We start from the raw sequence: 15,625 nt of genomic DNA, 5'->3' as shown, positions 1-15,625 counted from the left end.
CGTCAGCCCTCCAGGACCGTGCGCAGGTCCCACAGCGTGCGCCAGGTGGCCGAACCCTGTTCGGCGCGGCGCCGTACCGGCCCGTCCCAGTAGCCGCGCAGCCGCGCCGCGTCCGCCGGGTCGTCCTTGCGCACGACACCGAGCAGATGGCCGGGCAGCAGCCCGAGCACGTCCCGGTCGCCCGGGAAGTACGCCGCGGCCAGCCCCAACGCACCCGCCACGGACACCGCCTCCGCGGTGCTCATCACCGTGGACGGCCGCTCCACCTCCCAGCCCTCCGCCGACCGCCCCTCCCGCAGATCACGGAAGACGGTGACCAGGGCCTCCAGGACGGCGTCGTCCACCTGGAACGGCGCACCCGCCCGTTCCACCGACGCCCGGGCCTGGCCGCGCACCAGTGCCGTCTCGGCGTCGAGGTCCGCAATGGGGCCGACGGTCTCGAAGTTGAAGCGGCGCTTGAGCGCGGCCGACATCTCCGAGACGCCCTTGTCCCGCAGGTTGGCGGTGGCGATGAGGTTGAAGCCCGGGGCCGCGTGCGCCAACGCGTCCTGGCCGCCCGCCAGTTCGGGTATGGCGATCCGTCGCTCCGAAAGCAACGACACCAGGGAGTCCTGTACTTCCGGCAGACAGCGGGTGACCTCCTCGACCCGGGCGATCGCACCCCGGGTCATCGCGGTGAGCACCGGCGACGGGACGAGCGCCTGTCGGCTGGGCCCCTGTGCGAGCAACAGGGCGTAGTTCCAGCCGTACTTGAGCTGGTCCTCGGTGGTACCGGCCGTGCCCTGCACCACCAGCCCACTGGTGCCGCACACGGCGGCCGACAGCAGCTCCGACAGCATGGACTTGGCGGTGCCGGGCTCGCCGACGAGCAGCAGGCCCCGCTCGCCGGCCAGTGTGACGACACACCGCTCGACCAGCGCGCGGTCGCCGACGAACTTGCCGGTGATCTCCAGCCGGCGCGGCACGCCCTCGGGCGCCTCCGCGTCCTCGGGCAGCCGCAGCGCCCGGCCGCCGCTGCCCATGACGAAGGTGACGACGGCCCGGGGCGTGAGCCGCCAGGCGGGCGGCCGCGGACCGGAGTCGTGTGCGGCGAGAAAGGCCAGTTCGACGGCGTAGCGGTCCTCGGGCGGGACGATCTGACGGGTCGCGTCGGGCGCGAGGGCGGTGGTCATCGGCGGGATTCCTTCGAGGTGCTGCGGGAGGAGGTGGGAGTGAGGACGCGGCCGGACGGCGCGGCGAGAGCGCGGCACCCGGCGGCCGGAGCAAGCGGGCGGGCGGACGCCGACGCGACGGACTCCGATCCGGTGGGGCCCGGCGCGGCGGAGCCCGGTCCGGTGGGGACCGGCCCAATGGAGCCCGATTCGGTGGGGCCGAGCGCGGCCGAGCCCATCAAGGCCGAGCCCATCAAGGCGGAGCCCGACAGGGCCGAGCCCGACACGGCCGAGCCCGACATGGCGGAGCCCATCGCACTGGGCGTCATCGCCGCCGCCCCCGTCCGTTCGCTCGGGTGGCCAGCTGTTCGTACGCCGGGGCGTCGCCCGCGCGGACGCGGGTCCAGGCCCGCGTGAACAGCTCCGGCACCGGGACCAGCGGTATCGCGCGCTGGTGGCCCGGAATCGGGTAGAGCCCCTCCTTCCAGGTCTCCACCGGCAGCGCGGGCGACTTCAGGTCGCGCCAGCCGCCCGGCAGGAACAGGGTCCGTCCGGCGCGCGGCCGCTTGGCCTCCACCACCAGGTCTGTCGTGGCCAGCTCGGCACGGGCCTTCTTCAGGCGCGCGGGCTTCCAGCCGGTCCAGCGGGCGCAGTTGCGGTCCGTCGGGTCGGGCAGGGCCAGCAACTGGAGGTAGAGAGCGGCCGCGTCCTCGCCCAGCCCGTGCGTGGCGGCCACCTCGGTGACGAGCGCGGGCACGCTGGCCGTCGGGTCCTGGGCGTCACCCGTGGGGCCCTCGGTGCCCGCCGCGACGGCGCGACCCAGCTCCTCGCAGAGAAGCGTGCGGAGCATGCGCAGGCCGTGGCCGCGCTGTGCACCCACCAGGCCTTCCAGCAGCCCGAACACCGCGTCGTCGGGTCCGGTCAGTCCGGCGGGCCGCACCAGGACTGTCTCGGTGTCGCGGTACGAGGGGCGCAGGGCGAGCGCCTCGCCGACCCGGGTGGTGCCGTGGGCGTCCGCGCCGCCGGTCGCGGGCAGTCCGTACACCTTGCGCAGCTCCACGGCGGTGGAGCCACCCTTCTCCGTGAACTCCACGTCCAGGCCGAGCATCAGCTCCGGGTCGGACATCCGGCGCCGCACCGCGGCGAGGCCCTCCGGAAGGGCGGCACGCAACGGATGGCCGTACGGCAGGACGTACGCCAGTGCGCAGAGCGCGCCGACGGCACCCGTCAGGGCGTAGCCGTTCGGCATCGCCTCGGGGTCCTCCGGGACGAGGGTGCCGTCCTTGTCCGGACGCAGGACCGTGGTGCGGCTCAGCCACGGTGTGAGGGACGGATTGAGCACGTCCCCGGCGCCTCCGGCGCCCATGCCGGCCAGCTCGGCGCCGAGGTCCTCCGGCAACCGGACCAGCGAACCGAACCGGTCGGCCCACATCCGTCCCGCGGCCTGCGTGTCGGGGCCGGTCGTCCACAGGGCGGCGGGATCGTCCGGCAGCAGCGCGCCCATCAGCGCCGAGCGCCGTTCCATCCCCAGACCGTGCAGCAGCGCGGCGCCGAACTCCCGCTGCCGGGGCTTCAGCCCCATGGTGGCGAGGCCTTCGGCAGAGGGCTGCTGCGGCAGCCCGGCGAGCAGCACGGTGGCCTGCAGCGGGCCCAGCGCGCCGCCGGTCGCCGCCTCCAGCGCCTCGGGCGCCGCGGGCTGCCACGGCGCGGCGCCCTTGTCGCGGATCAGGTGGGTGACGGCGGTCAGGTCCTCGGCTGAGATCGTCGGGGTGTACCGCGTCTCCTGCTCCAGCGTGAAGTGCGCGACCGCGCCGAACGCCCCGGACGGATCGTGGTCCAGCGCCAGCCACTTGACCCGTTCCCGCTGCGTGTCGACGCCGTGGGAGCCGAGGATCACCACCGTGCGGCCGGCCCGGCGCAGCACCTGTCCGGAGCGCTGCTGCTGCTCCGCCTGCGGTTCGCTGAGCACGACCTCCCGCAGTGTGCCGCCCGCCTCGACGAGCGGACCCTCGGCCAGGGCCTCGGCCAGCAACAGCAGCGGTTCTCGCTGGGCGTCGGTCAATGCGGGCGAGGCGGCCCGGTACAGCAGCGCCCGCAGGGCGCCCAGGACGGGCGGCCACATCATGCCGATCGCCGGGACGGTGTGCTCCTCGCTGGTCCAGCCGTCCGTGAGGGCGCCGATGCGGGCCAGCCCGGGCAGCGGCTTGCCGTCGGCGGGCCTGCCGGAGAGCACGTGGTTCACCGCGCGGATCTGGCGGAGGATGCTCCACCGCTCGCCGTACCATCCGCCGCGCAGCCCGACGACACCGGACACGGCGGAGTACAAGGAGCGGTCGTCACCGTGCGCTGGGCTGTAGTCGGCGAACATGCCCTTGGTCCGGTTGCGCGCCTGCACCGGCCTTTCCTTCGGTGGAGTCGCGAAGGTGGTGGCCGAGTCGGCGATGCGCAGCGCCGATCTGACGAGCGTGGCGACGCCGATGCGCAGCCGTTCGTCCGTCAGGGCCGGCAGGACGTGCTCGACGGCCTTCAGGGCCACGGCGTCCGCGGTCGGCACGGCGGCCTTGGCCGTCTCGTCCGAACCGGCCGCCTTCAGCGCCTCCTGGCGGAGCTTCAGCGCCTCTGCCGTGAGCCGCAGCAGCTCTGCGGCCTGCTCGTCGGCCAGGGCGCGCAGCACCGCCGAGCCCTGTTCGTCGCGCGGGCGCAGCGCGTGCCAGAAGGGCAGCGGGGGCACGAACCGGGTGCCGGCGGCGTACTCACCGCCGCGGTCGTTCGGCGTCAGCCGGCCCAGCAGACCGGTGTGCGAGGTGTCGTCGCCCGCGTACAGCCCGATCGTGCCGGTCAACTGCGCCCGGTAGCCGCCCAGGTGGGCGACGATCGGCTCGGCGCCGCCGGGCAGCCGCAGCGCACCGAGGGGCACACCCACCCGGCCCTCGTGGTCCACCGCGACCGACACGGTCCGCCCGTCCGGCGTCCCGGCGGTACGGCGCCCCTCGGCGCCCTCGCCCTCCTTGCGCACCCAGCGCCCCAGCACCGTGCCGTCCGTGCCGAACGGGCTGTGCTCCAGGCCCGGTTGCAGCGGAAGGACCTCGCACACGCCGGGCAGCAGTTCGGCGTCCTCGCGGACGGCCGAGCGCAGCAGCGCGGGCAGCGACGCGCGTCCGTGTGTGCCGGTCACCGGGTCGTACTCCAGCCACACCGTCCGCCTGCCCTGCCGGCCCTGGCGCCACAGGGTGGTGCCGTCGCCGATGATCGCGCGGCACGGTGGCAGCTCCGTGTCCCCCGCGTGCAGGGTGCGGCCACCGGTGGCGCGTCCACCGCCGGCCAGCGGGATCGACGGCACGACGGCCTCCTGGCCGGACCACCAGGTGGGCAGCTGCTCGCCGCCGAGCTGGAACACGTCGGCGGGCCGGGCCGACCAGTAGCCGTACTGCTTGCCGCCGTGCCGCCACATCACGAGCAGCTCCCCGTCCACGTACCGGAAGCGGGGGCGCTGCCAGCGGTCCAGGTCATGGGGCAGATGCAGGTCGTGGTCGAGCAGGATCCGCTCCGGGCCGACGACGACAGCCTTCCGACCGAGGCAGAGGATCAGCGCGGGCCAGGCCTCGTGCACGGTCAGCGAGTTGTCCTCGCCCTTCCTGCTGTGGCCGTCCAGCAACGTCAGCGCTTCATCGAGGGCGGGCCAGCCCAGCTCGTCGAGAATGCCCGCCCGCACGGTACGGACGAGCAGCGGGGCCACCTCGCGGCCGGCCACCCGGTCCACCGCGTCCGGTGCGACCTCGGAGGCGATCACCCGGAAGGGGCGCAGCCGGTCCAGCGCCGCACGGGCGCCCGGCAGGCCCGCCGCGCGCGTGAAGTCGCCGACGGCCTCCTCCAGCCACTCCCGCAGCACCTCGGACAGGACCGGATGGGCGGCGATCGTCCTCAGCATCCCCTCGCCGCGCTGATGGCCGCCGACCTTGTCCACGGCCTGGTGCAGCAGCCGCCGCAGCCGCGGGTCGGCCGCGACGGCGGCCAGGTCACGCCGGCCGGCGCGGGTGTCCAGCAGCCACTCGGGCAGCGGCAGATACACGGGGACGTCGGCGCCCGGCAGCGTCAGCGGGACGCGTTCGGCCGCGCACAGGTCCAGCAGGTCGAGATCGGCGCCCGCGTGCCAGCGGCCGGTGCACAGGTCCACCGGACGACCGGCGGCGCGCAGCAGCGGAGCCATGTGCTCCACCAGCGCGAGCGTGGCCGGGCAGCGGCGGGAGTAGGAGCCGCCGTGCTTGCGGAAGGAGGCCCAGCGGGTCAGCCAGTCCGCCGGATCGGCGCCCTGCCCGGCCGCCGCCGACTCGTCCGTCAGCAGCCGGTCGGCCCCGGTCTCCGCGAGCAGGGTCAGCCAGAACTCCTCGTCCTCGGCGTCCCGGCCCAGACCTTCGGGCATGATCTCCAGCAACCGCAGCCGGATCTCCGGCCGTTCCTTGGCGAGGACCGGCAGCACGGCGCGGTAGGCGGTCCAGAAGGAGCGCGGCGCGCGGACCGCGGCGGGGGAGGCGATCAGGTCGGCGACCAGCGCGCACTCCTCGGTGACCCGGGTCAGGCCTGCCGCCTTGATCAGCCCTCGCGCGTCCTGCGGCAGCGAGGCGTACGGCGGCATCCCGGCCGCACAGCGCTCCACGATCAGCTGCCGGAACTGCGCCCAGGCCGCGGCCGGTTCGAGCCGCCCGGCGAGGTCCCGCACATGCTCCTTGAGGGCCTTCACGGTCAGCGCCCCGGCGAAGGCGAACTCCAGGAAGACCGCGCGCTGCCGCTCCTCGTCCACCGCGAGCGCGTGCACCCGCTCGGCCTCGCGGGCCTTGCCGAAGAACGCGGCGGCGTACGTGGTGTTCTCATGCTCCAGGAAGACCCGCGCGGCCTGCTCGTAGAACGTCGGCAGGAAGTGCGGCACGGCCCGGCCCAGCCGCTCGCCGAGCGTCTCGAAACCCTCCTTGGCTGCGCCCGGACGGGACTTGGCCTGCCTCGCCAGCCGCTCGACGTCCTTGACCAGTGCGAGCGCGTGATGCCCGTTGGCCGGGTCGTTGACCAGCGCCCAGGCCGGGAAGCCCAGCGTCTCCCGGCGTACCTGCCCCACCTCGGGCGCCTCGGTCTCTCGGGCGAGGCCCAGGAACTCCAGCGCCAGATCCTCCGCTTCGCCCAGCGTGCCCGGCACCAGCCGGACCACCTGCCGGCCGTCGAGGGCGGGGTGCGTGTAGGTGCGGACGGTGAGGCTGTCGGCGTCCTCGCGCGCGGTGCTGCCCGGGGGCAGGACGGCGCCGGCGTCCAGCAGCGCGGCCACCGTGGTCTCGTCGTACGTCATGCCGCCCGCTCCTCGTCCTCGATGTCCCGCCCCGCATACAGCGCGGCCGCCATGCGCATGCCCTCCGACCAGGCGACCGGCCCGACCTGACCGAGCCTCAGCACCCGCCCGGCGGGGTCGGACCAGACCAGCGGGCCGGTCTCGGTCTCCAGGTAGCCGTCGTAGTCGCCGACCCACACCCGGGCCTCGACGCCCCGGCCGTCCTCCAGGACGGGACAAACGGCGTACCCGCCGCGCACCCGGTAGCCGAGCTGGGCGGCCCGGCCGTGCAGGAAGCGCAGCTCCTTGAACGAGCCGCCGGCGTACTCCTCGACCTGGGTCCCCTCGGCGTCCAGCGTCGCCGGGCGGTGCCAGACCTCCCGGAAGAGCTGCTGCGCGCCCTGCTCGACACCCAGCTCGACGGCGAACTCCCGGAGCTCCTCCAGGTCTTCGAGAAGGACCGGGTGCGGGATGCGGACGAGGTCGGGCGCGATGCGGACGGTGTCGCCGTCGAGGTCGACCAGGCCGAGGCCGCGCTCGGGATCCGCGTCCCGCAGGAAGCCGGCGACCTGCCCGTCGGCGCCGGTGACCACGAGGTCGCGCAGCGCCGCCCGCCACGCCGGGTCGGGCCACACACGCGAGACGACGGCGAGCGGCACCGGCAGCGAGCGGACCATCCACCGCTCGGCCGTGGCCAGGCACTGCCGTTCGTGCCGCTCCAGCCACTCGACGAGCTGCCTGAGGCCCACGACCGCGGGATCGTCGGTGATCTTCGGCGCCACCGACTTCAGCCGCCGCCCGGACGCGTTGCGGCACACCACCTTCCCGCCGTCGAGGGCGACTTCGTAGTCACCTGCCGACACCCACCCCATACGTGCCTCCCGCACCCGTGTTGATCAAGTGTCGGGAACTGTAGGGCAGGCCACTGACAACGCCCTCCGGCAGCCGGAGGGCGTTGTGGAAAAACGGTTCTGGAGGAACGGTGCCGTCAAACGGTGCCGTCAAAGCGACTCTGAAAAGGCCGCTCCGGACAGGCGCAGGAGGATCAGTGCCCGGCGGCGCGCTCCTCCTTCTCCTTCTTCAGCTGCTTGATCCGCGCGGCCTCCTTGCGGACCTCGGCCTGGGTGGCGCGCTCCTTCTCCAGCCACTCGGGCCGCTCCTGCTTGAGCGCCTCGATCTGCTCGGTGGTCAGCGGCTCGGTGACGCCGCCGCGCGCGAGGCCGGCGATGGACACGCCGAGCTTCGCGGCGACCACCGGACGCGGGTGGGGACCGTTGCGCCGCAGTTCGCTCAGCCACTCCGGCGGGTTCGCCTGCAGCTCGTTCAGCTCGGCGCGCGTGACGACGCCCTCCTGGAACGAGGCGGGGGTGGCGGGGAGGTACACACCCAGCTTCTTCGCCGCGGTCGCGGGCTTCATCGTCTGGGTGCTCTGCTGCGAACTCATGAGGTTAAGGGTATCGGCCGCCTGCCGGGCCGCCGACCACGGCCGGTGACGGTGGCCCGACCACGGCTGGTGACGGTGGCCCGACCACGGCCGGTGACGGAGGGCGGGCCACGGCCGGTAACCTGGCCTGGTGACAGGCTCGGAGGAAACACCGTCGTTCCGGCTCGCGTACGTACCCGGAGTGACGCCCGCCAAATGGGTGAGGATCTGGAACGAGCGCCTGCCGGACATCCCGCTCACCCTCGTCCAGGTCCCCGCCGCCGAGGCGCCCGAGGTGCTGCGCGCGGGCGAGGCCGACGCCGGCTTCGTACGGCTCCCCGTGGACCGTGCGTTCTTCAGCGCGATCCCCCTCTACACCGAGACCACGGTGGTCGTCGTCCCCAAGGACCACCTGATCACGGCGGCGGAGGAGGTGACCCTGGACGACCTCGCCGACGAGGTGCTCCTGCACCCCTTGGACGACGTCTACGACTGGGACTCTCCGCCGGGCGAACCCGCCTTCGAGCGCCCCGCGACGACGGAGGACGCGATCGAGCTGGTGGCCGCGAACGTCGGCCTCCTGATCGTCCCGCAGTCCCTGGCCCGTCTCTACCACCGCAAGGACCTCACCTACCGCCCGGTCACCGACGCCCCCCAGTCGAGCGTCGCCCTGTCCTGGCCGGAGGGGGCCACCACCGACCTGGTGGAGGACTTCATCGGCATCGTCCGCGGCCGTACCGTCAACAGCACCCGGGGCCGTACGAAGCCTCAGACCGAGCAGCAACGCAAGCGCTCCGAGCCGGCCGGCACCCGACAGAAGCCCGCGCCGAAGCCGACGGGCCGCACCCCGCGCGCTCGCACGGCGGGGGGCAAGCCGGCCCCCAAGCGGGGCAAGCCACGCCGGAGGTCGTGAGGGCCGGGTCCGGGGCGGCGGCCGCGAACGCGCCGGCGATCTGCCTCATGCCTCACAGCCCCCGGCCGCCGCTACGCCTCCTGCCGCGCCGCCTCCCTCCTCTGCTCCGGCTGGGCATGGACCCGGCGTTCCCGCAGGTCGGCGTAGGCGAGGCAGAGGGCCAGCAGGATGATGGCGACCGAGGTGAGCAGGCCGTACTGGAGCGCGGTGGCGGGGTTGGCGTGGTTGGCCAGGTGGGCGAAGTACACCGAGCCCACCACGGCCACACCGGCCGCCGCGCCGATGCGCTGCGCGGTCTGGAGCACCCCGCCCGCTGCCCCGCCCCGCCGGACGGGCACGAGGGACAGGGTGAGCGTGGTGTTGGGCGAGATGGTCAGGCCGGAGCCGATGCCGGCGACGAGCAGCGGGAGCGCGGCGGCCCAGGCCACGCCCCGCCCCGGTACCCAGTGCACGGCCGCGACGACCCCGAGCATTCCCGCCGTCACCGTGCACAGCCCGGCGATGACCAGCTTGCGTCCGAAGCGCACCACCAGGCGGCCGCCCGCGGCGGCACCGGCCGCCGAGCCCGCCGCGAACGGCATGGACGACAGGCCCGCCGCCAGCGCGCCGTAGCCCATGCCGTTCTGCAGGAACAGGGTGTAGACGAAGAACAACGTCGTGAAGCCGCCGAAGTACACCAGACTCAGCAGCGCGCCCAGCGTGAACGAGCGCAGCGAGAAGAGCCGCAGGTCGACCAGGGGTGCCCGGTCCCGCCGCGCCTGGTGCCGCTCCCACGCCCAGAACGCGGCCAGCAGCCCGGCGCCCACCGGGAGCAGGGCCCACTTCAGCCGTCCCTGCCACTGCTGTTCCTGCACCAGGGGCAGCATCAGGGCGAGCACGCCGGAGCCGAGGAGCAGGACGCCCGGCACGTCGAAGCACTCGCGCTTGCCCGGTGCGCCGGGGGAGTGGGGCAGCAGCCGCAGCGCCGCGCAGAAGACGGCCGCGCCGATGGGCAGGTTGACGTAGAACACCCAGCGCCAGCCGTCGGGGCCGCCGGCCGCCTGGATCAGCAGGCCGCCCGCGAGCGGGCCGACCGCCGTGGAGATGCCGATGGTGCTGCCCATCATGCCGAACGCACGGGCCCGCTCCGCGCCCTGGAACATCTGCTGGATCAGCGCCGAGGTCTGCGGCGCGATCAGGCCCGCCGACGCTCCCTGGACCAGCCGGAACAGCACCAGCCACGCGGCACCGGTGGACAGCCCGCAGGCCGCCGAGGCGAGCGTGAACAGCGCGAGCCCGGTCAGGAAGGTCTGGCGTCGCCCGCGCATGTCACCGAGCCGCCCTGCCGGGACCAGGGTCAGACCGAGGGTGAGGGCGTATCCGGACATCACCCAGGACAGTTCGGCCGTGCTGGCGCCCAGCCCGCGTTCCACCGAGGGCAGTGCCACGTTCACGATCGAGGTGTCCAGCAAGGTCATGAAGGCGGCGGTCAGACAGACGGCGAGCGCCTTCCACCGTCGGTCGTGCGGGGCCGGTCCGCCCCGGTCTGTGGTCATGGGATCACGCTAGGCAGCCACCGGCTCCCGCGCACGGCGGGAACGCTCAAAGAAGGACGGGGCTGACGGGTGCCGGTATTGCTCAGCGGGACCGGGCCGTGGTCCGCAGCCACGCGTACGCCGACTGGGCCGTGAACTCCGTCTGGCCGCCGCGCAGCAGAAGAGCCGCCGTGGCGAATTCGGGCATGCCGGCCTGGGCGGCCACGTACGGGACGGCGATGCAGCGCATGCCGGCCGCGTGGGCGGCGGCCGCGCCCGGTGCCGCGTCTTCCAGGACCACGCAGTCACCGGGGTCCGCGCCGAGCCGCCGGGCCGCCTCCAGCAACACGTCGGGGGCGGGCTTGCCGCGCGGCACCTCCTCGGCGGACACCACCGTCCGCAGGTAGGCGCCCAGACCCGTGCCCGCGAGGATCGCCTCGATCGCCTCCGGGGAGGACCCCGACGCGACGGCCATCGGTACTCCGTCGGCGGCCAGGAGCTCCACGAACTTGCGCATCTCCGGGTACACCGGCGTACGGGTACGGGCGATCTCCAGGTAGCGCCGGTTCAGCTCGGCGAGCAGGTCCTCGGCCGGCGCGCTCAGGCCGTAGCGCTCCTTCCAGAGCCGCGTCGCGTCCTGGTTGCCGATGCCGACGTAGGCCTCGTTGTCCGCCCAGGTGTAGTCCGGGACGCCGTGCCCGGCCAGGGTCTGCCGGCTCGCCTCGTAGTAGTTCGGCTCGCTGTCCACCAGCGTTCCGTCGAGATCGAAGATGACCGAGAGGGCGCCGAGATCGCTCATGCGCTCCAGCATGCCCAGTGTCAGGCGCGCGCTGCCCGCCCGATCGACTCCACCAGGGGCAGCAGCCGGTGCGGGACGCGTTCGCGCAGCGCCACCTCGGTCCGCGTGCGCACCACGCCCGGCAGGCTGATCAGCTTCTGGATGACGTCCTCCAGATGGGCGTTGTCCCGGCCCACCACCCGGGCGAGCAGATCGCCGCCGCCGGTGATCGAGAACGCCTCCACGATCTCCGGCACGGCGGCCAGCGCGTCCCCGACATCGTCCAGGTGGCCCTGGGTGACCTCGATGTGCACGAACGCCAGCACCGGATGGCCCAGGGCGGCGGGGGACAGGGAGGGCCCGGTGCCGGTGATCACGCCGTCCCGCTCCAGTCGGTCCAGCCGGGCCTGGAGCGTGCCGCGCGCGACGCCGAGGATACGGGCGTACTCGCGCACGCTGGTGCGCGGCTGTTCCAAAAGCAGTCGCAGGATGCGGGTGTCGAGTTCGTCCACGGCCATGATGGACGACTGTACCAATGGCCCAGCGGGCCGCAGTTCGCCCATACCGTCCGACCTGGGCCGTTGGCCCTCCGCCCAACTGGACTAGCTCCGCTCCGCTGGTCCAATGGCCCAGTGATTCGAGTCTCACTTGAGCCAATGTCCTCAGTGATGCTCTCATGGAGGCGTCGATGGCGCTGCGGACCCCCGCGGCGCCTTTTCTGTGCCGTGTTCCGTCCGGTTTCCATGGGGAGGGCAGCAGTGCTGAAGAGGATGTTCGTGGCTCCGGACCCGGGGCGGGCGCGGTTGCGCTTCGCCGCGCGGGCCGTCCTCGGCATCGGCCTCGCGGTCGTCGTCTGCTCCCTCGCCGGACACTCCCTCGTCGGCGCGGTCACCGGTGGCCTCGCCGCGCTGCTCGCCCTGTTCACCGTCGCCGACCCGACCGTGCGCGGGCAGGCCGTCACCACCGCGCTGCTGCCCGCCGTGGGCGTGCCGGTGCTCGCCGCCGCGGCCGAACTGCACGCCGTACCCGTCGCGCGCGACCTCGTCTTCCTGACCGTCGTCGGCGCCGGCGTGTACGCGCGCCGCTGGGGACCGCGCGGGCACAGCCTCGGCGTGTTCGCCTTCATGACCTTCTTCGTGGCCCAGTTCCTGCACGCCACCCCGGCCCAGCTGCCCGACCTGTACGCCGCCGTCCTGCTGTCCGTGCTCAGCGCGGCCGCGGTGCGGTTCGGCGTGTGGTGCTACGAGCGCCGGCTGCCCCCGGCCGTCGTGCCCTCCCCGCCCGCCGGCCGCGGCCTCGCCCGAGTGACCACGCGGCAGGCCGTCCAGGCGACCGCCGGCGCGGGCTTCGCGCTCGTCGTCGGGCAACTGGTGTCCGGACAGCGCTGGTACTGGGCCGTCGGCGCCACCTGGTGGATCTTCGTCAACACCGCCTCACGCGGCGAGACGCTGGTACGCGGCTTCCGCCGGGTCCTCGGCACGGCGATCGGTATCTGCCTGGGCTTCCTCGTCGCCGTCCCCGTGGGCGGCGCGCCGGTGCCGACGGCGGTCCTGGTCGCCGTCGCCGTCTTCGGCATCTTCTACACGGCCGCCGTCTCCTACACCTGGATGATGCTCTGGGTGACGCTGCTCGCCGAACTGCTCTACGGCCTCCTCGGCGTCCTGAACCCCGGCCTGCTCGCGCTGCGTCTCGCCGAGACCGGTGTGGGTGCGCTCGGCGCCGCGCTCGCCGTGCTGTTCGTCCTGCCGGTCACCACCCACGCCATCACCGACGCCTGGATCCAGCGTGCCCTGCGCTGCGTCCACGCCTGCACGGCGGAGGCGGCGGCCCGGCTCGCGGGCTCCGCCACGGCCGACCCGGCGCCCCGCGTCGCCGAACTGGAGCAGCTGCTCGGCCGGGTCCGGCTGGCCGTGGCCCCGCTGGTGCACCCGCTTTACCCGATGCCGGCCCGCAAGCGGCGCGCCCGCCGGGTCCTCGCGCTCCTCGACGACTGCGCCCGCGAGGTGCGTGGCCTGGTGGCGGTCGCCGCCGACCCCGAGGCCTCGCACGACGCCCGCCTGGCCGCGGCCTGCTGGCGCGTCGAGGCGGCCGTCGAGGCGCTTACCGCGGGCCGGCTGGAGCACGTCCGCGACCCCGCCGAGCCGCCCGCCGAGCCCGCCCTCGCCCACCTGCACGGCCTGGAACGCGCCCTCGCCGACCTCGCCGAGCCCCTGCGGGCTCCGACGGGGTCGCGGTTGGTGGGGGCCTGAGCCGGGCACGGTCGTGGGTGCGCCCGGTGATGAGGTCTGAGTCCGTAGGTCGGGTTGCGGCTGGTGGCCGGAACCTGGCGCGCCGGGGGCGGCGGCTGAGGGTTCTGGGTCGGACACGGCTTCAAGTGGGGCAAATGGGTGGTTTGGGGAGGGTCGCTCTGCCCGGAGCCGGGCTGGCACCGCTCGGGTGCGACTCATGAGGCCTGAGGTCGGGGGCGTCGGCATTGTGGTTGCTGGGGGCTGAGTCTGGGCTGTCGGGTATGCGTCTCGTGGAGGCTGAGCCGGCCGCGCTCAGGTCGCGGTGCCAGCGCGACGGATAGTGCGAGGCGCCGACGTGGGCCGCGAGCCACGGACGCGGGCCGCGAGGCGCCGACACGGGCCGCCAGGCAAAGATCCCGGCCGTGAGGGCACGGGTTGGGCCCACACGCACGGGACGGGGCGCGAGGCGCGGTCGCGTCCCGCCGAGTGGTGTAGACGGTCAGCCTTCGCAGCTTCGCAGGTGACGGTAGTGATCGGCCTGGCAGCCGGGCGCCGGGCGGGCCCATCCCGCCCCGCCCGGCTCGCACAGCGACGCGGAACGGTTCGGCACGGAGGTCGTGGGCAGGCCATCCGGAACGGCGTGGTCCGGATGGCTGCACCACTCGGGGGGACCATCCGAGGCGCGGATGCAGGCCGCGAGGCACCTACATGGGCCAGCGGGGCACGGGACGGGTCCCCAGCACGGGAGATACGGGCGAGGCGCGGAAGCGACCCCGTCGGCGCGGGCGCCCACGCAAGGCACGGACGCGACCCGCCGGGCGCGGACGGCCACGCAGGGCACGGACATGACCCCTCGGGCCCGGGCGGCCACGCGAGGCACAGGCACGACCCCTCGGGCCCCGGTCGGCCACGCAAGGCGCAGACATAGCCCCCTCGGACCCTGGGCGGCCAGGCAAGGCGCGGACACGGCCCCGTCGGGCACGGGCGGGCCCACAAGGCGTGGACACGGGCGGGAAGCGAGGGCAGCAGGCCAAGTGGCGATGACGTAGCGCCGCTCTTCCCGGCCAGGCCACCCTCGGCCGGACAGCATCGCAACAGCAATGACACGACCCCGCGAGGAAAAGAACCGCCGACAACCCCGCCTCTTGGTCTAGACCGCCCGTGATCGGCTGCTACCGTCGGGCCCGGACGGGGTCGACCGAGAGGGGTCAGCGGTGGCACAGGACGGCAGGTCCGGCAGGCGCCGGGCCTTCATCGGCTCGTTCACGGCGGCGGGCGGCCCCGGTCTCGTCACCGCCGAGGTCGCGCCGGAGGGCGGTCGCCTCCTCCTCGGTACCGCGGTCAACGACTTACCCGACCCGTCCTACCTGCTCCTTTCGCCGGACGGCGCCACGCTGTACACCGTCAGCGAGACGGCCGAGGGCGCCGTCGCCGCGTACCGGGTGAACGGCGGCCGTCCGGAGCCCGCCGGGCCGCCCGTACGGGTCGACGGCAGCGGACCGACCCACCTCGGCCTGTACTCCGGGCACGTGCTGACCGCCAACTACGGCTGCGGCAGCGTCACCGCCGTACCGGTGCATCCGGACGGCTCTCTCGCCGCCAAACCCTCCGGGCGGCTCCAGCACACCGGCTCCGGCCCGCACGACCGCCGCCAGCGCGGTCCGCACGCCCACCAGGTGCAGGCCGACCCGAGCGGCCGGTGGGCGGTCAGCGTCGACCTCGGCACGGACTCGGTGCGGATCTGCACCCTCGAGGACGGCGTGCCCGCCCTGCACGGCGAGTTCGCCCTGCGCCCGGGCTCCGGCCCCCGCCATCTGGCCTTCCACCCGGACGGCACGCACGCCTACGTCGTCAACGAACTCACTCCCACCGTCACCGTGTGCCGCTGGGACGCCGCGGCGGGCTCGCTCAGGCCGCTGGCCGAGGTCCCCGTGCTGCCCGGCGTCCCGGCCGGCGACGCCTATCCGTCCGGGATCGTGGTCTCGCCCGACGGCCGTTTCGTGTGGACCGCGACCCGCGGCGAGGACGTGCTGTCGATCCTCGCCGTCGAAGGCGAGTCGCTGCGGCTGATCGGCACGGTGCCGTGCGGCGGGCACTGGCCGCGCGCGCTCGCCGAGCACGACGGCTTCCTCTACGCGGCCAACGAGCGTTCCGGCGACGTGACGTGGTTCGCGGTGGACGAGGCGACGGGGCTGCTCCGCTACGAGGGCTCCGTGCCGGTCCCCGCGGCCTCCTGCGTCGTCTTCGGCTGAGCCCCGCGGGGGACGGGGCGTCCAGGCAAGGCGAAGGGCCCGCTCCGGGGTGGGG

Annotated in this window: 10 protein-coding genes; 3 read left to right on the top strand and 7 right to left on the bottom strand. The window is 74.2% G+C overall.

Annotated features, from left to right (window positions below):
- Positions 1 to 2: 2 nt before the first annotated feature.
- From ACIBJF_RS32195 to ACIBJF_RS32180, 4 genes are all read right to left on the bottom strand, one after another.
- Positions 3 to 1,172 carry an AAA family ATPase gene (locus ACIBJF_RS32195; protein WP_399178994.1) on the bottom strand — a complete coding sequence of 390 codons (1,170 nt, stop codon included), beginning with the start codon at positions 1,170 to 1,172 and terminating at the stop codon, positions 3 to 5.
- 304 nt (positions 1,173 to 1,476) lie between these two features.
- On the bottom strand, positions 1,477 to 6,483 hold the full coding sequence (locus tag ACIBJF_RS32190; protein ID WP_399178992.1) for a hypothetical protein: 5,007 nt from the start codon (positions 6,481 to 6,483) through the stop codon (positions 1,477 to 1,479).
- Complete coding sequence (locus ACIBJF_RS32185; RefSeq protein ID WP_399178991.1) at positions 6,480 to 7,334, bottom strand: DUF4132 domain-containing protein; 855 nt, start codon at positions 7,332 to 7,334, stop codon at positions 6,480 to 6,482. The genes ACIBJF_RS32190 and ACIBJF_RS32185 overlap by 4 nt, the downstream gene beginning before the upstream one ends.
- A 173-nt stretch (positions 7,335 to 7,507) precedes the next feature.
- The gene (locus tag ACIBJF_RS32180; protein ID WP_399178989.1) at positions 7,508 to 7,906 is read right to left on the bottom strand and encodes a DUF5997 family protein; all 399 of its coding nucleotides are present in this window, start codon (positions 7,904 to 7,906) and stop codon (positions 7,508 to 7,510) included.
- 130 nt (positions 7,907 to 8,036) lie between these two features.
- On the opposite strand from ACIBJF_RS32180, the gene ACIBJF_RS32175 reads away from it, so the two are divergent.
- Positions 8,037 to 8,798: a LysR family substrate-binding domain-containing protein gene (locus ACIBJF_RS32175; protein ID WP_399178987.1), complete on the top strand. Its 762-nt coding sequence runs from the start codon at positions 8,037 to 8,039 to the stop codon at positions 8,796 to 8,798.
- A gap of 71 nt (positions 8,799 to 8,869) precedes the next feature.
- Here the strand turns inward: ACIBJF_RS32175 and ACIBJF_RS32170 are convergent, their stop codons facing one another.
- The 3 genes from ACIBJF_RS32170 to ACIBJF_RS32160 all read right to left on the bottom strand — a co-directional run bounded on the left by ACIBJF_RS32170 (position 8,870) and on the right by ACIBJF_RS32160 (position 11,608).
- Positions 8,870 to 10,333 (bottom strand): MFS transporter, encoded by a 1,464-nt coding sequence (locus ACIBJF_RS32170; RefSeq protein ID WP_399178985.1) that lies wholly within the window; start codon positions 10,331 to 10,333, stop codon positions 8,870 to 8,872.
- 82 nt (positions 10,334 to 10,415) lie between these two features.
- On the bottom strand, positions 10,416 to 11,111 hold the full coding sequence (locus ACIBJF_RS32165) for an HAD family hydrolase (protein ID WP_399178983.1): 696 nt from the start codon (positions 11,109 to 11,111) through the stop codon (positions 10,416 to 10,418).
- 20 nt (positions 11,112 to 11,131) lie between these two features.
- Positions 11,132 to 11,608: an Lrp/AsnC family transcriptional regulator gene (locus ACIBJF_RS32160; protein WP_055707893.1), complete on the bottom strand. Its 477-nt coding sequence runs from the start codon at positions 11,606 to 11,608 to the stop codon at positions 11,132 to 11,134.
- Between the two features lie 240 nt (positions 11,609 to 11,848).
- Here ACIBJF_RS32160 and ACIBJF_RS32155 point away from each other — a divergent pair, with 240 nt between their 5' ends.
- Complete coding sequence (locus ACIBJF_RS32155) at positions 11,849 to 13,339, top strand: FUSC family protein (RefSeq protein WP_399178981.1); 1,491 nt, start codon at positions 11,849 to 11,851, stop codon at positions 13,337 to 13,339.
- A gap of 1,193 nt (positions 13,340 to 14,532) precedes the next feature.
- On the top strand, positions 14,533 to 15,570 hold the full coding sequence (locus tag ACIBJF_RS32150; protein ID WP_399178979.1) for a lactonase family protein: 1,038 nt from the start codon (positions 14,533 to 14,535) through the stop codon (positions 15,568 to 15,570).
- The last annotated feature ends 55 nt before the right edge of the window (positions 15,571 to 15,625 follow it).

The organism is Streptomyces sp. NPDC050743, from assembly GCF_044456925.1.
Classification (GTDB): Bacteria; Actinomycetota; Actinomycetes; order Streptomycetales; family Streptomycetaceae; genus Streptomyces.
The sequence above is the reverse complement of the archived record's forward strand: the minus strand, read 5'-3'. Positions and strand labels throughout refer to the sequence as shown.